The organism is Nocardioides secundeburneus (genome assembly GCF_039939255.1).
Lineage (GTDB): Bacteria > Actinomycetota > Actinomycetes > Propionibacteriales > Nocardioidaceae > Nocardioides.
Genome location: NZ_JBDUUE010000001.1, coordinates 1,028,149 through 1,053,263, shown reverse-complemented (window position 1 = coordinate 1,053,263; position 25,115 = coordinate 1,028,149). Strand labels below are relative to the sequence as shown.

22 protein-coding genes are annotated in these 25,115 nt (G+C 69.5%); 6 read left to right on the top strand and 16 right to left on the bottom strand.

Annotated elements, in window-relative coordinates; translation table 11 throughout:
• Positions 1-8: 8 nt before the first annotated feature.
• Both ABFT23_RS04790 and ABFT23_RS04785 read right to left on the bottom strand, forming a co-directional pair.
• Complete coding sequence (locus ABFT23_RS04790; RefSeq protein ID WP_347892974.1) at positions 9-1,160, bottom strand: hypothetical protein; 1,152 nt, start codon at positions 1,158-1,160, stop codon at positions 9-11.
• The gene (locus tag ABFT23_RS04785) at positions 1,160-1,780 is read right to left on the bottom strand and encodes a hypothetical protein (protein WP_347892972.1); all 621 of its coding nucleotides are present in this window, start codon (positions 1,778-1,780) and stop codon (positions 1,160-1,162) included. Before ABFT23_RS04785 ends, ABFT23_RS04790 begins: the two co-directional genes overlap by 1 nt.
• An 869-nt stretch (positions 1,781-2,649) precedes the next feature.
• Between ABFT23_RS04785 and ABFT23_RS04780 the strand changes: the two genes are divergently transcribed.
• Positions 2,650-2,874: a hypothetical protein gene (locus ABFT23_RS04780; protein ID WP_347892971.1), complete on the top strand. Its 225-nt coding sequence runs from the start codon at positions 2,650-2,652 to the stop codon at positions 2,872-2,874.
• Positions 2,875-4,190: 1,316 nt separating this feature from the next.
• On the opposite strand, the gene ABFT23_RS04775 is transcribed toward ABFT23_RS04780, so the two are convergent.
• Genes ABFT23_RS04775 through ABFT23_RS04760 form a run of 4 tightly spaced genes read right to left on the bottom strand, consistent with a single transcriptional unit; the run spans position 4,191 to position 7,765 of the window.
• Entirely contained in the window at positions 4,191-4,994 is an 804-nt protein-coding gene (locus tag ABFT23_RS04775; RefSeq protein ID WP_347892970.1) for an alpha/beta fold hydrolase, read from the bottom strand.
• A gap of 26 nt (positions 4,995-5,020) precedes the next feature.
• Positions 5,021-5,788, bottom strand: a complete 768-nt coding sequence (locus tag ABFT23_RS04770) for an SDR family NAD(P)-dependent oxidoreductase (protein WP_347892969.1) — start codon at positions 5,786-5,788, stop codon at positions 5,021-5,023.
• Positions 5,789-5,790: 2 nt separating this feature from the next.
• On the bottom strand, positions 5,791-6,246 hold the full coding sequence (locus tag ABFT23_RS04765) for an ester cyclase (RefSeq protein ID WP_347892967.1): 456 nt from the start codon (positions 6,244-6,246) through the stop codon (positions 5,791-5,793).
• A 31-nt stretch (positions 6,247-6,277) separates the two neighbouring features.
• Positions 6,278-7,765 (bottom strand): APC family permease, encoded by a 1,488-nt coding sequence (locus ABFT23_RS04760; RefSeq protein ID WP_347892966.1) that lies wholly within the window; start codon positions 7,763-7,765, stop codon positions 6,278-6,280.
• A gap of 567 nt (positions 7,766-8,332) precedes the next feature.
• Here ABFT23_RS04760 and ABFT23_RS04755 point away from each other — a divergent pair.
• Positions 8,333-8,950 (top strand): TetR/AcrR family transcriptional regulator, encoded by a 618-nt coding sequence (locus ABFT23_RS04755; RefSeq protein WP_347892965.1) that lies wholly within the window; start codon positions 8,333-8,335, stop codon positions 8,948-8,950.
• Positions 8,951-8,957: 7 nt separating this feature from the next.
• Here ABFT23_RS04755 and ABFT23_RS04750 read toward each other — a convergent pair whose 3' ends face one another.
• A complete protein-coding gene (locus ABFT23_RS04750; protein ID WP_347892963.1) occupies positions 8,958-10,163 on the bottom strand; it encodes an aspartate aminotransferase family protein in 1,206 nt (401 codons plus the stop codon).
• 359 nt (positions 10,164-10,522) lie between these two features.
• On the opposite strand from ABFT23_RS04750, the gene ABFT23_RS04745 reads away from it, so the two are divergent.
• Positions 10,523-11,299 (top strand): SDR family NAD(P)-dependent oxidoreductase, encoded by a 777-nt coding sequence (locus ABFT23_RS04745; RefSeq protein WP_347892961.1) that lies wholly within the window; start codon positions 10,523-10,525, stop codon positions 11,297-11,299.
• Here the strand turns inward: ABFT23_RS04745 and ABFT23_RS04740 are convergent.
• From ABFT23_RS04740 to ABFT23_RS04700, 9 genes are all read right to left on the bottom strand, one after another.
• The gene (locus ABFT23_RS04740) at positions 11,286-11,543 is read right to left on the bottom strand and encodes a hypothetical protein (RefSeq protein ID WP_347892960.1); all 258 of its coding nucleotides are present in this window, start codon (positions 11,541-11,543) and stop codon (positions 11,286-11,288) included. The two genes, ABFT23_RS04745 and ABFT23_RS04740, sit on opposite strands and share 14 nt — an antisense overlap.
• 95 nt (positions 11,544-11,638) lie before the next feature.
• Positions 11,639-13,126: a flavin-containing monooxygenase gene (locus tag ABFT23_RS04735; protein WP_347892959.1), complete on the bottom strand. Its 1,488-nt coding sequence runs from the start codon at positions 13,124-13,126 to the stop codon at positions 11,639-11,641.
• The gene (locus ABFT23_RS04730; RefSeq protein ID WP_347892958.1) at positions 13,123-14,028 is read right to left on the bottom strand and encodes an alpha/beta fold hydrolase; all 906 of its coding nucleotides are present in this window, start codon (positions 14,026-14,028) and stop codon (positions 13,123-13,125) included. Before ABFT23_RS04730 ends, ABFT23_RS04735 begins: the two co-directional genes overlap by 4 nt.
• A gap of 25 nt (positions 14,029-14,053) precedes the next feature.
• A complete protein-coding gene (locus tag ABFT23_RS04725; RefSeq protein ID WP_347892956.1) occupies positions 14,054-15,187 on the bottom strand; it encodes an alcohol dehydrogenase catalytic domain-containing protein in 1,134 nt (377 codons plus the stop codon).
• A gap of 48 nt (positions 15,188-15,235) precedes the next feature.
• Positions 15,236-16,009: an SDR family NAD(P)-dependent oxidoreductase gene (locus ABFT23_RS04720; RefSeq protein WP_347892954.1), complete on the bottom strand. Its 774-nt coding sequence runs from the start codon at positions 16,007-16,009 to the stop codon at positions 15,236-15,238.
• Complete coding sequence (locus ABFT23_RS04715) at positions 16,006-17,037, bottom strand: phosphotransferase (RefSeq protein ID WP_347892953.1); 1,032 nt, start codon at positions 17,035-17,037, stop codon at positions 16,006-16,008. Before ABFT23_RS04715 ends, ABFT23_RS04720 begins: the two co-directional genes overlap by 4 nt.
• 35 nt (positions 17,038-17,072) lie before the next feature.
• Entirely contained in the window at positions 17,073-17,984 is a 912-nt protein-coding gene (surE, locus tag ABFT23_RS04710; protein ID WP_347892951.1) for a 5'/3'-nucleotidase SurE, read from the bottom strand.
• The gene (locus ABFT23_RS04705; protein WP_347892949.1) at positions 17,900-19,063 is read right to left on the bottom strand and encodes an NAD(P)/FAD-dependent oxidoreductase; all 1,164 of its coding nucleotides are present in this window, start codon (positions 19,061-19,063) and stop codon (positions 17,900-17,902) included. The genes surE and ABFT23_RS04705 overlap by 85 nt, the downstream gene beginning before the upstream one ends.
• Positions 19,064-19,100: 37 nt before the next feature.
• Positions 19,101-20,483 (bottom strand): NAD-dependent succinate-semialdehyde dehydrogenase, encoded by a 1,383-nt coding sequence (locus ABFT23_RS04700; RefSeq protein WP_347892948.1) that lies wholly within the window; start codon positions 20,481-20,483, stop codon positions 19,101-19,103.
• 306 nt (positions 20,484-20,789) lie between these two features.
• On the opposite strand from ABFT23_RS04700, the gene ABFT23_RS04695 reads away from it, so the two are divergent.
• From ABFT23_RS04695 to ABFT23_RS04685, 3 genes are all read left to right on the top strand, one after another.
• Positions 20,790-22,031 carry a Glu/Leu/Phe/Val family dehydrogenase gene (locus ABFT23_RS04695; protein WP_347892947.1) on the top strand — a complete coding sequence of 414 codons (1,242 nt, stop codon included), beginning with the start codon at positions 20,790-20,792 and terminating at the stop codon, positions 22,029-22,031.
• Entirely contained in the window at positions 22,028-23,482 is a 1,455-nt protein-coding gene (locus ABFT23_RS04690) for an NAD-dependent succinate-semialdehyde dehydrogenase (RefSeq protein WP_347892945.1), read from the top strand. The genes ABFT23_RS04695 and ABFT23_RS04690 overlap by 4 nt, the downstream gene beginning before the upstream one ends.
• 241 nt (positions 23,483-23,723) lie before the next feature.
• On the top strand, positions 23,724-24,962 hold the full coding sequence (locus ABFT23_RS04685) for an alpha-hydroxy acid oxidase (protein ID WP_347892943.1): 1,239 nt from the start codon (positions 23,724-23,726) through the stop codon (positions 24,960-24,962).
• Positions 24,963-25,115 lie beyond the last annotated feature (153 nt).

Genomic DNA, 25,115 nt, shown 5'->3' with positions numbered 1-25,115 from the left:
GGCGCCGCTCACCCGGCCACCACCACGACGTCGCCCGCGGCCACGGCGTCGCCGAGCAGCTCGGCCCGGCCGCCGGCGACCATGCCCAGGCGCACCGGCACGAGCCGGCCGTCGGGTCGCTCGAGTGCGTAGCCGCCGCCGGCCAGGGCGAGCAGCGCGGTGATCGGCACCCGCAGGACGTCGGTGCGTGCCGCCGTCAGGACCTCGGCCGTGACGGCGCCGAGCGGGGCGTCGGCGACGGCGACCGGGCGACGCGGTGCGAGCGTGACGGCGACCGTGGGCGGGCCGCCGTCGGCGTCGTCCGTGGCTCGGGCGCCCACGGAGCGGACGGCGGTGCGGGCCCGGGACCCGTCGGCGAGGGTCACCATGACGCCGCGCCCGGGCTCGAGCTCGGAGGCCAGCTCGGGCGGGACCTGGAGGACGAGCGTGCGCTCGGTGCCGGTCACCGTCACGACCTCGCCCGCCGCGTCGCCACCCACCTGCGCGAGCACGTCCTCGACGCGCACCGCGCCGTGGGTGACCACGACGTCGCCGGGCTCGAGCACGGGCGAGCCGCGCCACTGCTCGACAGCGTCGGCGAGGGCCTCGTCATAGGTCGCGTCGGTGGTGGGGCCGTCCCACAGCCCGAGGGCCGCGAGGTTCGCAGCGACCAGGTCGACGTCGCGGCCGGTCTGCGGGGGCTCGGGCGGCGGCTTCTCCGCGTCGTCCGCGTCGTCCGCGTCGCCCGCGTCGGCCCCGTCGCCCGCGTCGCCCTGGTCGCGCCCGGGCGCCCCGGCGGGCTCCTGACGCAACGACGGGTCGGGGAGGACGAGGGTGCGGTAGAGCGGCAGGTCGCCGAAGAGCACGGCGACCGGGGCGTCGTCGACGCGGTAGAGCTGCTCGCCGCGTCCGACGCCGAGCCCGCGGCGCGGCAGCCAGGTCACGATGCCCTCGCCGCGACCGGTGACGGTGGTGGCGACGCCGTGGCCGAGCTCGCCGTCCACGCGGGTGCTGAGGCGCAGGTCACCGCGGGTGACCTCGACGGTCCGCCGGACGGTGGTCCCGCTCGCCGGGCCCGGCCCGGCGTCGTCGCGGGCGGCGTGGACCGAGACGACGGCACCGGCCCCGCCCGTCAGGACGACGACGGCCAGCCCCGCAACGAGGGCTCCCCGGCGCGCCATCACCCGGCCCCGTAGGCCTCGACGAGGCAGTCCTGCTCGATCTGCGCCGAGTCGTCGGGTACGGGGTGGCCCTCGGTGTAGGTCCAGTCCGGGCTGTCGTCGCCCAGCAGGGTGACGAACAGCCCGCGCCCGGCCAGGCAGGCGACGTAGGCCTGCGTGTCCTGCCGGAAGTCGGGGTTGGTCGCAGCGTCCAGAGCCGGCGGCTGCCGCGGCTCGAGGTGGGCGCAGGCCTCGAGCGCCGAGCGTGGCGCGTTGGCATAGTCGACCAACGAGTCGCCGAGCCCGACGCCCATCTCCCCCTGTGGCTCCGTGGCGCCGTGGCCGAGCAGGCAGGCGTTGTAGGCGTTCCAGACCTGCCGCCGTCGCTGCTCGGTGTCGTCGACCCGGAACACCGGGCGTTCGTCGGTGCCCGCGGCTTGACCCTCGACCGGGCCGGCCGGGTCGGCCGCGGACGGCGCCGCGCCCGGCCCGGTGGTGGTCGGCGCGGGGAGCGCGGTCTCGGGCAGGCTGGCGACCTGCGGCTCGTCGGGGTGCGAGCCGCAGGCAGCCATGAGCAGGCCGAGCGTGAGCACGGCGAGAGCGGGGACGGCGCGAGAGCGCGAGCGGGGTGCGGCGATCATGCGCCGACGGTAGGAACGCGAAGTCAGGAAGGTGTCAGCACGACGTGCGGATCGCGTCAGGCCAGACGGACGATTTCCGCATCCAGGGGTACAGCCCCCCACTTTCGGGCCCTTCCCGCGGCGCGATCGAGGACGCACGGGAGCCGACCAGGACCGACGGGTGTCCATCACCGCCGGCGAGTTCGACCCAGGTTTCACCGGAGCTTGCGGCCAGGGTCGAGGAAAGACAACGGCCCCTGACCGCATCTCTGCAGGTCAGGGGCTGTTCGCCGGAGCCGCCTGTCAGAATCGAACTGACGACCTAATCATTACGAGTAGGTGATTTGACGGTGGGACTTCCATGCTGGCCGCAAGCCGCTGACCTGCGCAAACGCACGAGAACCTGTACAGGAGGACCTGAGGAAGACCGACCAGGACCGACCCAGACCGGCCGTTTCACCGGAGTTTCACCGGAGCCCGATCGGCATCTGTCGGCGAGCACCTCAGGTCCCATCGCTGAACTTGACCCGTTAACGAGCCGACCCTTCACGGACCTGGAGGCAGTCTTCCGACGCGTACCCGCGGGTTAAGCTCTTTCCTCCCGGACCGAACTGAGTCCGTTCACCTGGATCTTCTGATCCGTAGGGCTCAGACGGGGTGCCCGTTGCCGTCCCGACGCGCCTACGGACGACAACCTCTTGCTCCCGAAAGTAGCAGGTCAGCGGCCCGTCCCGATCCTGTCCACAGGTGACGTCTCCCGTCATATCAGGTCGCGAGGCGAGCAACCGCAGTCGCTTCTTGAGCCGTAAACGAGCCGCAACACCGATCGCTTCAGCTCCCTCAACCGCCCGCACATGCCGATGAGCGGGCGCACCTTCTAGGGTCGGCTCATGGCCGCCTCTGCTGGGTATCGCTCGTGGCCGGTCTGGGCCATCATCCTTTTCGGCATCGGCGGCTCTGCGGCTGTCTCACTGCTGTTCAACGTGTCGCAGTCTGCGGGTACGGCTTTGGCATTGCGGGTTTTTGCTGGCGTTGCGGGCTTCGTGGTTTGCGTCCTCGGACTCATCGTCGTCTTCCGATGGGCCAATGCGACTGACCGGCGCAACGGCCGGTAGCCGCCCGACCATGCCGCGCTGCGCGGTCGTGCCGACGTGGGGCGAAGGAGCGCTAAATCGACCTGTCGCGCTCTTGGCGCTCGCGCGCGATGTTCCCCAGTGCGGTGACAACCATGAACGCGCCCAGCGCAAGGACCACCGCCCGAAGCCACCAGGGGGCGTCGAGAATGAGGACGACAAGCAAAGTGCTCATGGCAGTGACGAGAACCCATCTGGGCTCGGCATACATGGGGAGTCTCCGCACACGCGCAACGTACCTCGGGCGGCTCTGCCCGACCATGCCGCGAACTGGTCGGTCGCGCTACTGGTCGGGTACTCGGCCATGAGCCGATCGGGCGGTTGCGGCCGGGCCTCGCGAGCCGCGGTGCGCGCTCGAGTCGTTGCACGCTGCTCCACGTGATTGCGACGCAACCAGACCCGTCGACCACGCCACAGGTAAGAAACCGACCTTGTTCGACCCACTACTGCTGCACCCGCACCCGCGAAGGCCTAGGCACGAGCGCAGCGTCGACGACCGACAACCAGGCGTGGTCGTCGTCCGGCGGCCCCCGAGGTCACGCTGGCAGCGCACGTCAGCGTCAGGCGCGGGGTGTGACAGAGCCAGCCCGTCGCGTCCCCAATCCGGAAGGATTGAGCGCGACGGCCTGGCGGCCCCGAGGCGGGTTCTGATCGCGTCGCGGGTAGGTAGCGAGGACGATCAGGTTCGCGGGATTGTCAGCCGGTCTTGGCGGTGATGGTAGCGACCCCGACCTTGACCTCGCCGCTCAGGTCGTTGATGCCGAAGGTGTCGTTCAGCAAAGTGGCTGCACCGTCGGTCAAGAACACGCCCGAGCCCGTCAGGACCACCTCGTTGCCGCCCCCGGAGAGGTCGGGCTCCTGCAGCGTGGTGCCGTCGAGGCGGAAGATCGGGATGCTCGTGGCGGCTATGTCGCCGTCGACGCTGACGTCGCCGTAGGCCCGCGAGGCGACCGGGTCAACGTTTGGTAGGTCCCGGTGGGACTCTAACCCACCACCTAAGGGTATCTTTCGGCGCGATCACTACGCGTCACCAAGTCTCATGGTCCGCAGGTCAGGGCCACTTCTAGAACCCCGTTCGACATCGGCAGGGACGGAATCAGAACGAGGCTCAGCGAACCAGGGCTTGGATCACCATCAAGCGGGTCGGCACGGCGCAGCGCGCTCACCGACCCGTCACGTTGGGCCGCCGAGGCGAATCAGTCGGCTTCACCCGGTGACGTAGTCGGCGTACGCCGTCTGTGACCCGGACGTTGCTCGCACCCAGGAGCCTGTCGCGCCGCGTAGTGCAACGCTATCCGTCAAGAGCGGAGAGACGCGAGGATTGCAGCGTCTACTTCCTCCGCTCTCTCGACGAACGAGAGGTGACCTCCTGGCACACTGACGACGCTTGCTCCCGGAATAGTCTCTGCGACGACGTGGCCGAGGCTCGAGTGGATCAGCTGGTCGTCCCGAGCAATGACGAGCCGGGTCGGTACGTCGATGGAAGCAAGCTCGGCTGTCAGGTCTGTCGCCTCGATGGCGTCGAGCTGTGCGATGAAGGCGGCGACGGACATGTCGACCAGCTCCAGATCCTCCTCTATCGACCGGACCTCGTCCGGATGCTCGAGGTAGAACTCCGGCGTCAGGCACCGGGTGACCGCATCGCGCATGACGAACGCGAGACCGAGCTGGCCGATCGCTTCGCGCCACAACCTGATGACGGAACGAAAGTGCGCGCCCGGCTCCGCGAACGTCGACAGCAAGGTCAGCGAGGCCAGCTCGGCGGGGTGGTCGAGGGCGTACCGCTGCGCCACCGCCCCTCCCAGCGAGACTCCGACGAGATGGAACGGCTGACCCGGGCGGACTGCCTGCACGACCTCGTGGACGTCGTCGGCCATCTGCTCGATCGAGTACGGCCCCGGCGGCGCCGAGGAGGGACTCACCCCTCGGTTGTTGAGGGTTACGACGCGGTAGCCGGCGTCGGTCAGCGCTGGCACCTGCTGGTCCCACGCCTCCATCGGATCGCCCAGTCCGTTGACGAGGACCACGGTGTCGCGGTTGCCGCCGCCGTCTCCTTGAATGGCGTAGGCGATGTCAACGCCGTCGGCGGTACGTACCAACATGCAGGTCCTCCTCGTGGTGACGAGTCTCAGCTCGCGCCGCGGTCCCACCGGGTCTGGCTGACGCCGGCGGTGATGCCCTTGTCGATGGGGATCGCGAGACCCGACAACACTGGGCAGTCGTCAGCCACCAGGAAGTGCACGAGCGCAGCGACCTGCTCAGCGTCGATGATGCCGCCGAGCGTCGCGGCGTCGCCGAAGACCTTCGCCTCCTGCGCCCCTGCCGGGAACGAGTACAGCATCGGGGTGTCGACGGTGGTCGGGCAGACGGCGTTCACTCTGATGCCGCGAGGTCCGAGCTCGACAGCCGCCACCTTGGTCAGACCGATGACGCCGAACTTAGACGTCGCGTAGGAGGCGTAGCCGGAGACGCCGAACACGCCCAGGACGGACGAGGTGTTGACGACGGCCCCGCCGTCGTTCATGCGGCTGCCGCCGTGGCGCAGGCCGTTGAGCACGCCGAGCGTGTTCACCTCGAGGTGCCTCATGAGGTGTTCGGGCTCGGTGTCCGCGATCGCCACCAGATCGAGCGCGATCCCCGCGTTGTTGACGAGGACGTCGATGCCGCCCCGGCTCGCGGCGATGTCGGCGAAGACCGCATCCATCGCGTCGCTGTTGGAGACGTCGACCCCCACGCCCAGCCCGCCGGTCGTTCGAGCCGTCTCGACCGCCGAGGCCTCGTCGAGGTCCAGCCCGACCACGAAGGCACCGGCCTGCGCCATCCGGACGGCGCAGGCCCGCCCGATGCCGGAGCCCGCGCCGGTGACGACAGCGGTCTTGCCGTCGAGTCCGAACATGATCAGCCCTTGATCTGCTCGATGATGACGTTCGTGTCGTACGCGAGGGTCTCGTGACGCACCTTCGTGTTGTCATCGTTCGTGCGGTAGATCGCTACGGCCGGAAACGACACCCGACGACCGGTCGCGGGGTAGCCGTACAACTCGCCGGTGTGGTCGCCGGAGATCTCGATGACCATCGTCGACACGTTGGGCGAGTCGATGACCTCCTTGGCCTCGATCTTCACGTTCGAGTAGGGGCCGAACAGCTGCTTGCAGAAGTCGTGCAGCTGGTCCTGGCCTCGCGTGACCTCGTCCGTGGACAGGTCCTCCAGCAGTACGTCGTCCGTGAAGAGCTCGCAGATGCCGGTGGCGAGGACGTCCAGGTCCTCCTCGGTCTGGATCTTGGACTCGGTGATCAGCTCGAACTCGTAGAGCATCGGCGCGCTGGCGGGACCGTTCGGGGTGGGCTTGGGCATGAGGTGCTCCTTCGTGGGTTGCGTTGACAAATCAGGCTTGGTGGCTTGAACGCAGTCGCGCCGCCACCTCCACGGCGTCTCCCTCGGGGCCCTCGGAGTTCTCGTAGGGCTTGGCGAGGACCATGAACGCGAGGCCGGCCACGAGGACCACGCCCAGTCCGAGCAGGACCACGTAGCGGTCCACGAAGCCGAGCGACGCGTCGCCGGGTCGGGCCAGGAGGATGATGGCGAGGACGCCGTAGACGAGCGCCGCGACGTTGACCGCGAAGCCGGCTGCGCCGAGGTTCCAGGGGCCGGCTGGGCGCCAGCCCTTCAGGCGCTGACGCAGTGCGGCGAGCACGACCATCTGGAAGGCGACGTAGATCGCGATGACGGCGAACGAGGTGATGCGGGTCAGGCTGTCGGCCTGGAAGTACACCCATAGGCACAGCACGGAGGGCAGGACGCAGCACAGGATCAGGGCGTTGCGCGGGACCTGGCTGCGCTGGTCGACGACCTTGAGCCACCTGCTCCCGGGCAGCATGTCGTCGCGGGAGAAGGAGAAGATCAGGCGGCTCAACGCCGCCTGCAGCGACAGGATGCAGGCGACGAACACGGTGATGGCGATGCCGAGGAAGACCTTGGCGCCGACGGTGCCGACCGTCGCGTCGAGGATCGACGAGACGGGATCGGCTACCTCCCCGTCGACGATGGACTGCAGGTCGGGCGCGGCGAGGATGAAGCCGATGAAGCCCAGGGCCGCCGAGCCTCCGCCGACCACGATGGTGAGGTACATGGCCTTCGGGATCTGGCGGGCCGGGTCGCTGACCTCCTCCGCCACGTCGCCGCACGCCTCGAAGCCGTAGAAGAGGAACAGGCCGGTGAGACCGGCGAGAAGGAAGGTCGAGAAGTAGCTGGCGTCGCCTCCCGCACCGAGCGAGTCGAGGAAGACCGACGGCGAGTTGTGCCGCTCGAAGACGAGCAGGTAGACGCCGTACACGATGACGCCCGCAATCTCGGCGAAGAACCCGACCTTGACGACCGTGCCGAGCGTGCGGGTGCCGGCGATGTTGATGGCGAAGCCGGTCACGATCAGGGCCACTGCGACGATCAGGTTCACCGAGGTCGACCACTCGATGCCGAAGAAGCTCGTGACGAAGACGACGCCGAACTGCGCCACTGACGTGATGGTCACGACCAGCGCAGCGAGGTAGATCCACGCGGCTAGCCAGGCGTACTTGCGGCCCCACAGACGCCGGCTCCAGGGGTAGAGGCCGCCGGAGATCGGGTACTGAGACACGACCTCGCCGAACACGAGCGCCACCAGCAGCTGGCCGACGGCGGCGATAGCGATCCACCAGATGGCCGCTGGACCGCCTGTGACGAGCGCGAAGGGCATCAGCGCGCAGATGGCGGCCAGTGGCGAGAGGTAGGTGAAGCCCAGCGACAGCGTCGAGAGCAGGCCCATGTCCCTGCGGAACTCACCGCCCGATGCGCCGTGCTGCGGCTGCAACGGCACCGGATCCTGAACGGATGACATGTGATGGTCCCCTTCTCCTACGCCGACGTATGTCTACCCCGCTGTACGAGCACAAGCGCGCTCCTAACGGGTGTTCGGGAACATTAATCAGAGATCCGGCTCGTACGCCAGTACTTCGTCGTACAAATCTCCTGGCGCAGGGGAATCGCATCCAGATTCTTCTCCTAATGTACGTTCGGGACTCATGCCTGTGATGCTGCCGAAACCCACGAGCGGCGCGACGAGACCGCCGCGACGAGACTCTCGGTAATGACGTCGCTCCAGCCCACTTCTCTGGCATGGGGCAGTTCCCGCCACCGAGCGCCCGAACGCATGCAGTACCGACGGCACCGGATACCGGGGCGAACGCCGGACAAACTCACCTAACGCATGTTTGGTGGTCTGCCGGTTAGACCTGAACGTGTGCGTCGGGCGAAGGCGGTTGGCTCCTAGGGATGAGGCCTTCTCGCCATCACGACACGGACGACAGTACGTTAGGGTGGACACACCTCAGGCCGCGGGCCTGCCCGTTGCGAGATCAAGGACGTCATGACCACACCCGCACCGGTCATCAGCACCGAGCAGGCCATGCTCCGCTTCCTGGTAGCGGCGAAGCCGCCCGTTGTTCCGCCCGCGAGCTCCACCCGCCGCCAGATCCTCGAGACGGCCATCCGGCTGTTCGCCGAGGACGGGTACGCGGCGAGCTCGATGCGCATCATCGCTGACGCGTGCGGCATCCGCGCACCCAGCATCTACGAGTACTTCGGGGGCAAGCCCGAGTTGCTCATTGCCGCGATGACGGAGGTCCTCTCCGACTTCCAGGCCTTCATCCGCCAGGTTGTCGATCTCGACCTCCTCCCCGAGCAGCAGCTCGAGCAGATCGTGCGCCAGCACGTGACTTGGCAGGTGAGCTTCGCCGAGCGCGCCGGCGCATGGGACTCGCTCGCAGCGGCACACACGCTCGAGAAGCACCTCGAGGCCGACCAGGTCGAGGTCTTCAACGGGCTGCGCCAGCTCTACCTCGACGTCGTCACGAGCCTCGTGGCCGAGGCCTTCCCCGGTCCGCACCCGGTGCTGCGCTCGCGCGCCCTACTGACGCTGTGCGACCGGACCACGGCGTGGGCCGAGTCGAACGAGACACCGACGGACCAGCTCGCTGATCAAGCCTGGGCGCTCGGGTCTGCGGCACTGCGCACATCATTCTGAGGCCCTCTCAGCCGAGGTATCGCTGCATCGCTGCATCGAACCCGCTCAGCGCTCGGTCGATGTCCTCGCTCGTGTGCTCGGTGGAGATGAACGTGATACCACGCGGAGCCACGTGCACCCCCTCGGCCAGCACCAGCTCGTTGATGGCCGCGATCGGGCCAGCATGGGAGGTCGCCGCGTCGGCGTAGTTGCCGATGGGCAGGTGCGGTGCCCAGAAGGTCTGCAGGACCGAGCCGATCTGGTTGACCACGAGCGGGGCGGAGTGCTTCGCGCCCAGCGCGCGAAGCCCGTCGGCGAGCTGGGACCCGCGAGCCTGCAGTTGCGGGTACAGCACGTCCCCGCGCTCGGCCAGGTGGTCGATAGTCGCGATCGCGGCGGCGACGGAGAAGGGCAGACCGTTGTACGTGCCACCGTGCGTCACCGACCCGTTGCTCACGCACTCCATCGCCGCGTCACTGCCCGCGACGGCGGCGATCGGGAACCCCGCGGCGATCGCCTTCGCGAAGATGCTGAGGTCGGGCGTGACCCCGACCATGGCCTGCGCCCCGCCGAGACCCATCCGGAAGCCGGACACGACCTCGTCGAAGATCAGCAGGGCTCCGTGCCTCCTCGTCTGCATGGCGACGTGCTCGAGGTAGCCAGGGGCGGCGTGCATCGAGCCGAAGTTGAACGGGATCGGCTCCATGAGGACCGCAGCGACCCGGTGCCCGATCTCGGCCATGATGCGATCGAAGTCGGCGACGTCGTTCCAGGCCGCGACCACGACGTCGGCCGACGTGGGCTGACCGGCGATGTTGTGCACGACCGGGATGGGCGCCCGCTGGTCGGCGGCAGCCGCGACCCCCGGGCTGTTGATGAAGAACGGGTCGATCCATCCGTGGTAGTGGCCCTCGAACTTGAGGATCACGTGACGCCCCGTTGCCCCCATCGCGACCCGTGCGGCCGTCTGCACCGCCTCTGACCCGGTGTTGGTCAGCAAGACCTTCTCCGCGGAGGGGACGTGCGCCACGATCCGCTCGGCCAGCTCCACCTCACCCAGGCTCTGACCGCCGAACTGGAGTCCGTGGTCCATCTGGCGCACGGCGGCCTCGATGACGTGCTCAGGGTGGTGACCCAGCAGCATCGGACCGAGCGCCAGCACGAGGTCGACGTACTCGTTGCCGTCGACGTCCACGAGGTAAGCGCCCCGGCCACGCTCGAACGCCACAGGCACGGAACGCAGCCGACCACGGGAGGACATGCCGCGCGGGATGACTCGACGCGCGCGCTCCATGTGCTCGACCGATCCCGGAACGCGTGCGAGGACGGGGCCGAGGTCGACGGGCCGCTCGCCAAAGCTGGAGATCTGCATAAGTTGAACCTAACGAATGTTAGGAAAAATGGTCAATGGTTCTTGCTGGCTACAGTCGAGCTTCCTTCGACACTCTAGCCTCAGCCCCTGGTGGACAGAGCCCTGCAAGCGCTGCGATTCCGCGCGTGGGAAGAGAGTCCCGTGCTAGCCTCACCTAACGACCAGTAGGGTTCTGCTAATCATATACGCGTCCTCTGGACGCAGGCTCGAGGAGGCGCCCCATGACCGCACGCAGCAACGAGGTTCAGCGCGTCGCGCTCGTGACCGGTGGCGGGAGCGGCATCGGTCAGTCGACCGCACGTCTGCTGGCCAGCCGGGGGTGGGCCGTCGTGGTGACCGGGCGCGACGAGGCCCGTTTGCGGGCCACCATCGACGGGCTCGAGGGCGGCCCGGGGTCGTACGTCGTCGCCGACATGTCAACGACGGCCGCGGCCGAGCACGTGGTCGAGACCGTCCGCGGACGCCACGGGCGGCTCGACGTGCTCGTGTGCGCCCACGGCGTGCTGGGCACGATGAAGCCCCTGACCGAGCTCACCGACGCGGACGTCACGGAGGCGTTGGCCATCAACCTGGTCGGTCCGGTCGTCGCCGCCGCGGCGGCGGCGCCGCTGCTGTCGGAGTCGCGAGGCAGCATCGTCAACGTCGCCTCGATCAACGCGCTCCAGGCCGAGCCCGAGGCCGTTCCCTACGGCGTGTCCAAGAGCGGGCTCATTGGCTTCACGCGATACGCGGCGGTCGAGCTGGCCGCCGTCGGCGTCCGTGTCAACGCGGTCCTCCCGGGCTGGGTGCGCACGCCCATGACCGAGTACCTCTTCGGGTCGCCGGAGTTCGAGGGCCGGCCCATCAGCGCCAACCTTATGCAGCGTCCCGCCCACCCGGACGAGATCGCTCAGGTCATCGCCTTCCTCGCGAGCGAGGAGGCGGGCTTCATGACCGGCTCGAACGTCGTCGCCGACGGCGGTCAGGTCGTCAGGCTGGCCGACCTCACGCCGGCCTGAGCCGCGCGGGCCCGAACCCAGGCATGACCGCGCGCATCGAGGTTCCCCGCTCGACGTCGCGGTCGGGGCACGACGATTGCTCGAGCACACCGTCGAACCAGACGACGTCGACGTCAACGGTCACCTCGACGTGCGCGGCTACATCGGCCTGCATCTGCTCGGCTGCAAGCGGTGCTTCGCGGACCTCGGACTCGGCGACGACTACCGTCGGCGTACCGGGCTCACGGTAAGCAGCGTCTGCCACTTCGTGGACGCCGGCGCCCCGGCCTCACCAATCGTCGCCTCGAACCGTTCGCAGAGCCGCTCCACGGAGCCCCGCGAGAGGCCGCCGACGACCCGTCAGACGGACACGTAGCTCTCGGCGTCGACCCACGGGATCTGCTCCTGGAACGTGTGCGAGTAGTCGGGCCAGAGCGTCGTCAGCCGTCCGTTGCGGTCGTCGATGTACCAGGTCTGGCAGCCGCCGGTCATCCAGACGGTCGTCGCGGCCTTGGCCTCCATCGCCTCGATGAAGGCGACCTCCGCGCTGCGTGAGACCTCGACGGCGTCGACGCCACGCGTGCTCATCAGGTCCAGGACACCGAGGATGTGCTCGACCTGCGCCTCGAACATGTAGACCTGCGAGTTGTGACCGATCCCGGTGTTGGGTCCGCCGATCAGGAACAGGTTCGGGAAACCGCTGACGGAGGTGGTCTGGTAGGCCTCGGCCCCGCCCGCCCAGCGCTCCGCGAGGGTCTGACCGTGGGCCTCGATGTGCTGGGCGATCGGCGGCTCGGTCGCCTCGAACCCGGTGGCGAGCACGAGCACGTCAATCTCGTGCCGCACGCCGGCCGCGTCGACGACCGCGTCGTGATCGATGTGCGAGATCCCGCCCGTCACGAGCTCGACGTTCTCGCGCATGAGGGCCGGGTAGTAGTCGCTCGACTTGAGGATCCGCTTGCAGCCGATCGCGTAGTCGGGGGTAAGGCGGGCGCGAAGCTCGGCGTCCGGGACCTGCTCCTCCAGGAGGGTCAGGGCAACGTTCTCCACCTTGGCCAGCAGCAGCGGGATACCGGCTCGCTGGGCGAAGCGCTCCTCGTTCTCCCAGAACATCGCGGTCCGGAGCTCTTGGAGCTTCTCGGGGTTGCGCCGGTACATGCGCCTCTCCAGCTCGCTGTACCGGTGGTCGCCGCGGGGCGTGACCCAGTGCGGGGTGCGCTGGAAGACGAACAGCCGGTCAACGAGCGGCGCAATGCGGGGCACGATCTGGATGCCCGAGGCGCCGGTCCCGATGACGCCGACCCGGCGTCCGTCGAGGTCGGCGCTCTCGTCCCAGCGCGCCGAGTGGAAGACGTCACCCCGGAAGTCGGCGAGGCCGGGGATGTCGGGCAGCCGCGGCTCGGACAGCAGGCCCGCCGCCGAGACCAGCACCCTCCCGCGGACGGTGCCGCGGCTCGTGCGCACGCTCCAGGTGTGGCTCGACGCGTCCCACGAGGCAAGCTCGACGTCGGCCCCGAAGCGGACGTGTGAGAGCAGGTCCTCCTCGCGCGCTGTCGCCTGCAGGTAGGCGAGGATCTCGGGCTGCTCGGAGAAGATGCTCGACCAGTCCGGGTTGAGCCGGAAGGAGAAGGAGTACATGTGCGAGGGCTGGTCGCACGCGGCTCCGGGATAGGTGTTGTCGCGCCAGGTGCCGCCGACGTCGTTGGCGCGCTCCAGGAGGACGAAGGAGTCGTTCCTCCGGCGCTTCAGCTGGACCGCCATCGCGAGACCCGAGAAGCCGGTGCCGATGATGACGACGTCGTGCACGGTCGTCTCGTCGTCGAAGGGGGGGTGCTGGGTCGCGGTCATGCGGACTTCCTCTCGAAGGCGGCGAGCTGGAGGACCACGTCGTCGTCGACGCGCGCTCCGGGCGTGAAGGCGCCCGGTTCGCGCAGGAACCGGTCGACCAGGTGGAACAGGTGGGCCGGCCGCTCGGTGACGGACGCGTGCCCGCCTGCCACCTCGGCCAGGGTGGATCCGGCGATGGCGCCGAACAGCTCGTGGCTGTGCTCCAGCGGCACGAGCTGGTCGCCGCGGGAGCCGATGACCAGGGTCCGGCAGGCGATGTCGACGACGCGGTCGGCGATGTCCATGCGGGAGTTCATCTCCATGTGGCGGGCCGCCGACGGTCCGGTGGCGTAGTCGTCGCACATCTGCTCGACCTGCGACCACGGGCGCGGGCCGATGTAGGGGATGGAGTTGAGGAAGGCACGACCGTAGACGTTCATCACCATGAATGTCCGGAAGTGGCTTCGGTCCTCCAGTGTGTGTAGCCGCTGCCACAGGTCGAACCTCAGACGCATCGCGTTGTCGGTCCGTGCCCAGCCGTTCAGCAGCACGAGCGACTCGACGCGTGCCGGGTGGGCCGCCGCGGTCGCCGACGCCACGCAGGATCCCATCGAGTACCCCAGGAGGCTCACGCTCTCGCCCGGGCACCGCTCGTCGAGCACCGCCAGCACCTGCGCCACCAGGTGGTCCAGGTCCAGGGGGCCGCCGCCGGTGTCGCCGAGGTCGATGCCGACCACCCGGCTCCGCGACGCGAGCATCGGGAAAAGCGTGAAGAAGTGTGACTCCACGGAGCCTCCGGTGCCGTGGATCATCACGACCACGGGCCGACCGGGCCGCTGCTCGCCCGCGTCCTGGTACCCGACGACCGCGCCGTCGACCTCGACGGTCCCGGCGACGGTCCCGGGGTAGAGCTCGTGCTTCATGGGGTTGCCTTTCGGACCTGCTGACTCAGAAGGTGATGACCTGACGGACGGCGTGGCCGGCGGCGAGGCTGTCCATGGCCGCGTTGACGTCGTCGAGACCGATGGACGCCGAGACGAGCGCCTCGACGTCGAGGCGCCCGGCGCGCCAGAGATCGACGTAGAGGGGGATGTCGCGGTCGGGCACCGCCGAGCCCAGGTAGGACCCGACGATCGACCGCGCTCCCGCCGTGATGCCGAGGGGTTCGATCGAGGAGACGTCCCCCGGCGCCGGCAGACCGACCGTGACCATGGTGCCGCCGACGGCGGTGGCGGAGACGGCGGTCTCGAATGCGCGCGGGTGGCCGGCCGCCTCGATCACCAGGTCGGCGGTGACGCCACGGTCGGCGGCCTCTTCGGGGGTGTGCACCTCGGTCGCGCCGAGCTGGCTCGCGCGGGCCAGCTTCTCCGGAAGATGGTCGATCGCGACGAGCCGCTCGACGCCGAGGGCTCGCGCGGTGATGAGTGCCGCCATCCCGACGCCACCCAGGCCCACCACAGCGACAGAATCGGAACGGGTCGGCCGACGCACGTTGAGGACCGCTCCGCCGCCGGTGAGCAGAGCGCACCCGAGCACCGCGGCGACGGGCGCCGGGACGTCGGCGTCCACCGGGACGACCGAGCGACGGTCCACGACGGCGTGGGTCGCGAAGCCTGAGACGCCGAGGTGGTGCTGGACCTGCGGACCGGGCGCGGTGATCCGGTGTCCGCCGTCGAGCAGCGTGCCGGCCGCGTTGGTCGCCGAACCTCGCTCGCAGGGTCGGCGACCGTCGGTCGAGCAGCCTGCGCACTCGCCGCAGCGCGGGAGGAAGACCATGACGACCCGCTGTCCGCGCTCGAGGTCGCTGACGGCCTGACCGAGGTCCTCGACGATGCCCGCGGCTTCGTGGCCGAGCAGCATCGGGAGCGGGCGCGGGCGTGAGCCGTTGATGACCGAGAGGTCGGAGTGGCACAGGCCCGCTGCCTCGATCCGCACCAACACCTCGTGGGGCCCGGGTGCCTGCAGCGCGAGATCCTCGATCGTCAGGGGACGCGAGTCGACATAGGGTGTGGCCGATCCGGTGCTGCGGAGCACAGCGCCGCGCACGGCGAGCGGGTAGGTGATGGCGGTGGCTTGGGTCATGGTGGGCTCCCTTGCAGATGCCTCACGGACGGTGAGGCGGAATGAGGGTCAGCGGCCGGCCATCAGGCCGCCGTCGACGACGATCTCGGCGCCCGTGACGAAGGAGCTGTCGTCGGAGGCGAGGAAGAGCACGCATCCGGAGACCTCGTCGGGGCGCGCTCCCCGCCGCAGCGGCGTGGCCTGCAGAAAGGCGTCGAGCGAGTCGGGACCGAGCCCGGCCAGCTCCTGCTCCAGCATCTCGGTGAACACCACGCCGGGATGGACGCTGTTCACCCGGACACCGTCGGGCCCGTGGGTCACCGCGGCGCTCTTGGTCATCAGCGTGACGGCGCCCTTGGAGGCGCAGTACGCGAGGTACCCCGCGGTGCCGACGAGGCCGTAGACGGAGCTGACGTTGATGATCGAGCCGCCTCCGGCGCGTCGCATCACGGGCACGACGTGGCGCAGCCCGAGGAAGGTGCCCCGCTGGTTCACCGCGACGACGCGCTCGTACGCGCTCTCCTCGATGTCGACGGCGTCCCGCATGTCGAGGACACCGGCGTTGTTGACCAGCACGTCGATCGTGCCGCGCTGCGCCACGACGTCGGCGACCAGCGAGGCCCAGCTGTCCGAGGAGGCGACGTCGTGGACCACTCCGGTCGCCGAGCCCCCCGCCGCGCCGACCCGCTGCGCGGTCGCCATGACCGCACCGTCGATGTCGGTGGCGACGACGTAAGCGCCCTCGGCGGCGAGCACCTCGCAGTGCGCCGCGCCCATGCCCCGCGCGGCACCGGTCACGACAACCGTCCTGCCTTCGAGCCTGCCTGCGGACCGGGCCGTCATCGACGGGCTCGCTCGGCGGCCTGCGCGAACACGGCGGCGTCGTCGTCGCTCGGACCGCCCACGACGAGCGCGGCCTCGAACTCAGAGTCCTGCATCAATGTCGCCGTGGCCGCGAAGAAGCGACGCGCCGACCCGGCATAGTCGTAGCCCGTGACCGGGCCGAGCACGGGTTCGGCGATCACCGACCATGCGGCCTCGCGGATGGCCGCACCGAAGTACATGAGCAGGGCGCGGGCATGGTCGCACGGCCGGTCGACCCCGAGGTAGGCGGTGAAGACACGCGACGCACCCTCGGGCCCGAGCGCGCCGTAGTGGATGAGCATCGCCAGGTCCGAGTAGGGCGTCCCCATCGCGCCGTACTCCCAGTCGACGAGCCAGGCCCGGCCGGGCTCGATCAGGTAGTTCTGCACCTGCAGGTCGTTGTGGCACAGCCGGTCGGGCACGTCGAGCGAGTCGAACAGCGCCTCGAGCCGCTCCAGCATCGCCTCGATCGCGGCGATGTCGTCCGGCAGCGGCAGGCCCTCGTCGTGCGCGACGTCGATCCACGTCCGGGCGTCCTGAAACATCGAGAAACGTCGGCCGGCGATGGGCTCGGCGTGGTGGACCTTCAGGAGCGTTTCCGTGCACAGCTCGATCACGTCGTCCTCGGCCAGGATGTCGGCGGTCATCGTGCGACCCGGCACGAGCTGCGAGAGGCAGTGACCCTCCGGCAGCACCGAGGAGTACAAGCGCGGTACGCGGCCGCTGGCGAAGGCGTGCCGGTGGGCGTCGAGCCCCCGTGGACGGTCGAACAGGAACCGCTCGGTCATCAGGCCGGCGAGCCGCATCGCGAGGTCGACCTCGCTGGTGGAGACCACGAAGTTCTCGTTGCTGCCTCCGCCCTCGAGGCGACGGATCGCGACCGGACCATCGAGACCCGGGGCGTCGAGCTGAGCCAGGACCTCGAGGACGGCCTGGCGTGAACCAGGCTCCACGTCGTCGGCGAACGTGAAGCGGGTCGCGTCGGCGGCGGTCGGTGCGTCAGTCATGTCATCCCCTGTTCGGATGGCTGGTCGGTCGCTGGTCAGTCGAGCGTGACGTCGCCGGCGCGGGCAATGACCTGCTCGACCCAGGCGCGCGAGTCGTGACCCTCTGGTCGGCGGTCAGCGTCGACGGGCGTGATGCCGACCTGGCCGGCAAGCGTCGCGTGGAAGTCGGTACCCGGCTCGTCCTCGAAGCCGGGGTCCGGGAAATCGGCGGAGTCGTACGGCGCCACGGTCCAGCGGCCCTCGGCCACCTCGGTGGGCATCACCCGCGACCGGTAGTAGCGCCGACCGAGCCGCGTGACCAGGGACGGGTCACCCGTCGGCTCGTGCGGCAGGTTCACGTTGAGGAAGATGCTCTTGAAGGGCTCCGACGCGACGAACGCCTCGACGAGGCGCACGGCGTAGCCGGTCAGCCGGTACTCGTGGTCGGAGTGGTTGATGAACGGCGCTCCCCCCGCCGTGCCCTGCTGGGAGAACGCGATCGCGCGGACACCGTGGAGCGTCGCCTCGGCAGCAGCGGACGCGGTTCCCGAGTAGCTGACGTCGTGCCCCAGGTTGATGCCGATGTTGATACCCGAGACGACCACGTCGACCGCAGGCCACAGGCCGTCGGTGAACAGGCCAACGCGGACGCAGTCGGCGGGTCGTCCGGAGCACGCGTAGATCGCCTGCGGCTCGCCCGCGTCCGTCACCCGGCGCAGCTCGAGCGCCGGACGGATCGTCACGGCGTGCCCGGTGGCGCTGCGGTTCCCGTCGGGCGCGACGACCGTTACGTCGTGTCCTGCGCCGATCAGCGCGGTTCGGATAGCGGCAAGGCCGGGGCTGTCGAAGCCGTCGTCGTTCGTCAACAGGGCATGCATGGCGCTCAGCTCCCGAGAGCCAGGCTCGGCCGGTCGGGCACGAGCTCGGCGGCGAAGGTGAAGGTGGTGGGCTCGCCGTGGACGATCCACTCCGCGGCGGTACGACCGGCTGCGGGGGCGTTCGTCAGGCCGACCCCGCCTAGCCCGCCGACGGCCACGATGTCGGGCCGGTCGCGGTACGGACCGATCTGAAAGCGCCCGTCGGCGCTGACGGGGTAGAGACCGGACCAACCACCGGAGAACCGAAGGTCCTCCCACCCCTCGAACCGCGAGAGGATCTCCTCACCGATGGCCTCGGCGTAGTCCGGGTCGATCTTGAGGTTGAAGTTCTCGGGGTCGATCGTCTCGCCGCCGCTCCGGATCTCCTGAGTGTGCAGCCCCGCCAGCAGGGACCCGGTCCCCTCGGTCCGGACCCACAGCGATTCCTGGCCCGATCCCGGCACGTAGGTCTGCACCGCGGGGATGCGCCGTTCCGGCCGGTCCTCGAACTCGACCATGCAGATCTGGTGCCGCTCGTTCACGACGTTCTGCTGAACCCCCAGGACCTCGGCCACTGCCGGGGCGCTGGGCCCGGCCGCATTGACCACGATGTCGAACGTCCCGAGGTCGGCGCCGCCCGCACCGTGCAGGCGGACCTGGCCGCCCACCCGTTCGGCGCGCGTGACCCGGGTGCGGTTACGGACCTTCGCGCCCAGCGCGACCGCGCGGATGCGGAACGCGTCGCACAGCTCGTGCCCGTCCATGTGACCGTCCTTGGGGCCGTAGAGACCGCCGACGAAGTCGTCCACGCGCATGCCCGGGACTAACGCGGCGAGACCGGCCTGGTCGAGCAGCTCGCCCGGTACGCCCAGCTCGTCCTGCAGCTCACGTGCCTGCGCGTAGGCCGTCATTTGCTCAGCAGTCTTGGCGACGCGCACGTAGCCCCGCCGCACCAGCGAGAAGTCGCTCCAGGTCGAGACCCGCTCCAGCTCCCGGGCCGTGAAGGCCCGCATCTGAAGCTCCTCGACCTTGTTGGTCTGCCGGTTGAAGATCCCGGCCGAGCGGCCGGACGATCCCTCTGCGGGGTGGTGCGCCTCGAACACCACGATGTTGGTGAAGCCGAGCTCGGCCGTGTACATCGCCGTGCTCAGACCGGCCGCGCCGCCGCCGATGATCGCGATCTTGGGCATGTGGGACATGGGTGGCTCCGGGTGTGGGTCGTCGCGGTCAGGAACCGGCGGGCACGTAGATCAGCTTGTGGTTGAGGAACTCCTCGATCCCCGACGGTCCGAGCTCACGGCCGAAGCCCGACCGCTTGGTGCCGCCGAAGGGGATCTCGGGTCCGCCGCCCTCCCGTTGGTTGATGAAGACCATGCCCGCGTCGATGCGGCTCGCCACCTCCTCGGCGACCGCGACGTCGGTGTGGAAGACAGCCGCGCCCAGCCCGAAGGGACTCTCGTTGGCGAGCTCGATCGCCGCCTCGACGTCGGGCACCCGGTGGATCACCGAGACCGGGCCGAACAGCTCCTCCTCGAAGGCCCGCGCCTCGCGGGGGACGTCGAGCAGCACCGTGGCGTCGACGTACGCGCCCTCGCGGTCAGGGCGCCCGCCCCCGACCAGGACGGTGGCGCCGTGGGCGACGGCATCCTCGACCTGCTCGACGAGCTCTACAGCTGCGCCCTCCGACGACATCGGCCCGAAGGTCGACGCGTCGTCGAAGGGGTCCCCCGGCTGGTGCGCCTCGAAGGCGGCCTTGGTCTTGGCGACGAACTCGTCGTAGAGCTCTTCGACGACGATGAATCGCTTGCCGGCGTTGCAGGACTGGCCACCGTTGCTCATCCGGGCCTTGGTCGTGTGCACGATCGTGGCGTCCATGTCGTCGGTCGCGAGGACCAGGTAGGGGTCGGAGCCACCGAGCTCAAGCACGACCTTCTTCAGGTGCCGGCCGGCGAGCGAGGCGACGGTCGAGCCGGCGCGCTCGCTGCCGGTCAGGGAGACCCCGGCGATGCGCGGGTCAGCGATGATGGTCTCGAGCTGTGCGTGGTCGACGAACAGGTTCGTGTACACGCCGACGGGGGCACCCGCATCCGCGAAGAGGGTCTCGATCGCGAGGGCCGACTCGGGGCACTGAGAGGCGTGCTTCACCAGCACGGTGTTACCCGCGACGATGTTGGGGGCAGCGAACCGGATCACCTGGTAGTAGGGGTAGTTCCACGGCATGATCCCGAGCAACGCGCCCGTGGCGGACTTGCGGACGTAGGCCCGGGCTCCGTCGTAGGAGGGCACCGGCACGTCGGCCAGGAGGGTGGCGGCGTGGTCGGCGTAGTAGCCCAGGATCGCGATGCAGATGTCGAGCTCGCCCTTGGCGTCGACGTGACGCTTGCCCATCTCGCGGGAGATGGTCGCCGCGAGGTCGTCCTTGCGCTCCTCCATGAGTCCTGCAACCGCGCGGAGGACGTCAGCGCGCTTCGCGAGGTCGGTCGTCCGCCATTCACGCTGGGCTGCGTCGGCAGTCGCGAGGGCCGACTCGAGGCGCTTCGCGTCGATACGGTCGTACGTCGCCTCAACCTTGTTGCTGGCGGGGTTGGTGACCACGAACTGAGATGCCACGACTAGGCCCTTCCGGTTTCGCCTGTTGGCCCCCGCCTGCGTCGGCGCGGGCCTCGAATGCATCGACCCTACCAATCGTTAGGCGCTGATTGCAAGAGGCGCACTAGATTGGCCAGCCGGGCTATCTGCGGCCATCCGCCTCAGCGCGTCGCTGCATCAGAACATTCGCCGTCCACTCCCCCATGACCTGGTCGAACTCGGCTTGCCGGACCCTAGCCAGCTTCGATGTCGGCGTGTACGTTGCCCCTAACGTTCGTTAGGTTACCGAAAGAGCATGATGTCCCCTTGCGTCCACCTTTCGCAGCGATGAGCTCGCCGCTCGTCGACGCGCGCCGGCAACTGGCCGACGCGGTCAAGCTGCTCGGCCTCGACCGAGGCACGTTCGACCTTCTCGCGACCCCTCGGCGCGAGCTGACGGTCTGCATCCCGCTGCGCCGCGACGACGGCAGCGTCGAGATCATCACCGGGCACCGTGTGCAGCACAACTACTCCCGAGGGCCGGCCAAGGGCGGCCTGAGATACAGCCCGCAGGTCGACCTCGACGAGGTGCGTGCCCTCGCGATGTGGATGACGTGGAAGTGCGCCCTGCTCGATGTGCCCTACGGGGGCGCGAAGGGAGGCGTCGCCATCGACCCGCGTCACTACTCGGCCGCCGAGCTCGAGCGCGTCACCCGCCGCTACACGTCCGAGATCTCTCCGCTGATCGGTCCGGCTCACGACATCCCGGCGCCGGACATCGGCACCGACGAGCAGACCATGGCCTGGATGATGGATACCTACTCCGTCGGACGTGGCCATACCGTGCTAGGGGTCGTGACCGGAAAGCCGATCAGCCTCGGCGGATCACTGGGCCGGGCCACGGCCACCTCACGTGGTGTCGTCCACGTCGCCCTCGAGGCGCTGCGGCACCTCGACCTCGACCCGACGCGCTCCAGCGCGGCGGTCCAGGGCTTCGGCAAGGTCGGACGGGGCGCCTCCAGGTTCCTCGGCGACGCGGGCGTGACCGTGCGCGCGGTGAGCGACCAGTACGGCGGCGTGCAGCACGCCGACGGCCTCGACGTCGCGGCCCTCGAGGCGCACGTAGACGCGACCGGTTCCGTGGTCGGGTTCGCCGGCGGCGAGCCGATTGAGAACGACGACCTGCTCGAGCTCGACGTCGACCTGCTCGTGCCCGCCGCCGTCGAGGGCGTCATCCACTCCGGGAACGCCGACCGCGTCCGCGCGCAGCTCGTGGTCGAGGGCGCCAACGGCCCCACCACCGCCGACGCAGACGCCGTGCTCGCGCAGCGTGGCGTCACGGTCGTTCCCGACATCCTCGCCAACGCCGGCGGCGTGATCGTGTCGTACTTCGAGTGGGTCCAGGCCAACCAGGCCTACTGGTGGACCGAGGGCGAAGTCGAGGAGCGCCTCGCCGCCCGCATGACCACCGCCTGGGAGCACGTGCTCGAGTACGCCCGGCGCGCCGACCTCACTCTGCGCGCCGCGGCGACGAGCCTCGCCGTCAAGCGCGTCGCCCAAGCCCACGTCCAGAGAGGCCTGTATCCGTGAACACCCACGATCTCGTCAGCATCGACCCCGCCCACGGGATCCTCATCGACGGACGGTGGCGCAGCGGCGGCTCTGGTCTCTTCGAGGTCCAGAACCCCGCCGACCGCACGCTCGTGGACCACGTGGCCGACGGCGACTTGCGCGACGCCACGTGCGCCGTCGACGCCGCGGCGGCCGCGTTCGATGCCTGGCGGGCAACCGCGCCCCGCGAGCGCTCCGACATCCTGGGCCGAGCCTTCGCGCTCATGCACCGCGACCTCGATCGACTCGCGACCATCATCTCGCTGGAGAACGGGAAGTCCCTGGCCGACGCGCGCACCGAGGTGGGCTACGCGGCCGAGTTCTTCCGCTGGTTCGCCGAGGAGTCCGTCCGCCCGGGCGGCGACTACGGCTCGTCACCCGCCGGTGGGACACGCACGATCGTCACGCACCGTCCCGTGGGCGTCGCGGCCCTGATCACGCCGTGGAACTTCCCGGCCGCAATGGCGACCCGCAAGATCGCCCCAGCCCTCGCGGCGGGGTGCACGGTCGTCCTGCGCCCGGCGTCCGAGACACCCCTGACCGCGATCGCCGTGGGCCACCTCCTGGTGGAGGCCGGGGTCCCCGCTGGCGTCGTCAACATCGTGCCAGGCACAGACTCCTCAGGCATCGCGAGGACCTGGCTGTCCGACCCCCGCGTCCGCAAGATCTCTTTCACCGGCTCCACCCGCGTCGGCACGATGCTGCTGAAGCAAGCCGCCGACCGCATCGTGAACGCCTCGATGGAGCTGGGCGGCAACGCCCCGTTCGTCGTCGCGGACGACGCCAACCTCGACGCGGCGGTGGCCGGTGCACTCCTCGCCAAGTTCCGTGGCGGCGGACAGGCCTGCACCGCGGCGAACCGGTTCTACGTGCACGCGGCGGTGCACGACGTGTTCGTGGCCCGGTTCGGCCGGGCGGTCGAGGCCCTGACGGTCGGCCCGGCCGCCTCGGGCGCCGAGATCGGGCCCCTCATCTCCAGCAAGGCGGTCGACGACCTCGAGAAGGTCGTCCAGGAAGCCGTCGCCTCGGGCGCTCGCGTGGCACATCGGGCCGAGGTCCTCACGTCCGCGGGCTGGTTCTACCCGCCGACCGTGCTCGTCGACGTAGCGCCCGACGCGGACATCCTGGAGACGGAGCTGTTCGGCCCCGTCGCGCCGATCGTGCGGTGGCACGACGAAGCCGAGCTGATGACGATGATCAACCAGTCGGAGATGGGCCTTGCCTCATACGTCTTCAGCGGGGACCTGCACCGCGCGCTCCGCCTGGCCGAGGGTCTCGATGCAGGCATGGTCGGCGTGAACCGCGGGCTCGTCTCGGACCCCTCTGCGCCGTTCGGCGGCCTCAAACAGAGCGGTCTAGGGCGCGAAGGCGCACGTGAGGGACTCGCCGAGTTCACCGAGACCCAGTACTTCTCGGTGGCGTGGGCATGACCGGGGACGAGCACCGACAGCCGCTGGTTCACGACCACGCGACACAAGCGCTGGGACCCGGGCGAGCTCGATGGGCCGTGAGGCCTCCGGCACGCGCGGGAGATCGGTTGGCTCACGACCGTGTGCGGACTCTCGGCCGCGACCTGGCCCCTGTTCCTCCTGCGCCTCTACGTACCCCGTGCGACCGAGGCCCGTCCGGCGTGCACCGCACGCTTTGCGGGCTGACGACGAAAGGCAACCCATGACCCGGCGCCAGGTTCCGAACCCTCGCGAGATCTTCGAGCTGCTGCGGTTCAAGAAGCCGGTCCTCAACCCGAGTAGACGGCGACTCGAGGCGGCCCTCACCATTCACGACCTCCGCCGGATCGCCGCTCGCCGTACCCCGCGGGCCGCGTTCGACTACACAGACGGCGCCGCCGAGGGCGAGGTGTCGCTGGCCCGGGCCCGCCAGGCGTTCGAGGACGTGGAGTTCAGCCCGCGCGTGCTACGTCCGGCCGAGTCGGTCGACACCTCGACCACGATCCTCGGCGGTCCGTCGCGGCTCCCGTTCGCGATCGCCCCTACCGGCTTCACCCGGCTGATGCAGACCGAGGGAGAGATCGCCGGCGCCAGTGCCGCGGGCGCGGCCGGCATCCCGTTCACGCTGTCGACCCTGGGCACCACGTCGATCGAGAACGTCAAGGCCGCCAACCCTGACGGGCGCAACTGGTTCCAGCTGTACGTCATGCGCGACCGCGAGATCTCCTACGGGCTGGTCGAGCGCGCGCAGGCCGCCGGCTTCGACACGCTGCAGTTCACAGTCGACACCCCCGTGGCCGGCGCCCGCCTCCGCGACAAGCGCAACGGTTTCTCGATCCCGCCGCAGGTCTCGCTCAAGACGATCGTCAACGCCGCTGTCCGCCCGTGGTGGTGGTTCGACTTTCTCACCACGCCGAAGCTCGAGTTCGCATCGCTCAGCTCCACCGGCGGCACGGTCGGCGAGTTACTCAACTCCGCGATGGACCCGACGATCAGTTTCGACGATCTCGACGTCATCCGGTCGATGTGGGACGGCAAGATCGTGATCAAGGGCGTCCAGAACGTCGAGGACGCGAAGAAGCTGGCCGGACTGGGTGTCGACGGTGTGATCCTGTCCAACCACGGTGGGCGCCAACTCGACCGCGCACCCGTACCGTTCCACCTGCTCCCCGAGGTCGTCCGCGAGGTCGGATCCGACGTCGAGATCGGCGTCGACACCGGCATCATGAACGGCGCCGACATCGTGGCTGCCATGGCGCTGGGCGCCGACTTCACGATGATCGGCCGCGCCTACCTCTACGGCCTGATGGCCGGCGGCCGCCAGGGCGTCATGAAGGCCATCGAGATCCTGGAGGCCGAGATCGTCCGCACGATGCAGCTACTGGGCGCCTCGGGCATAGACGAACTCGAACCCGCGCACGTCACCCAGCTCCACCGCCTAGCGCCGATCGGTCGATCGTGAGCCACTCACCCCAGAGCCGGCGGCTATGACTACGCCCTCCGTGGGCCCTCAGCGTCGCAGGCTCGTTGTCCGCCGAGATTTGCCGACAGGCACGGCGACCATGTCGAGGTCATCAAGGTCGTCCGCGAGCGCGACGAGTACTCGGCGCGTGAA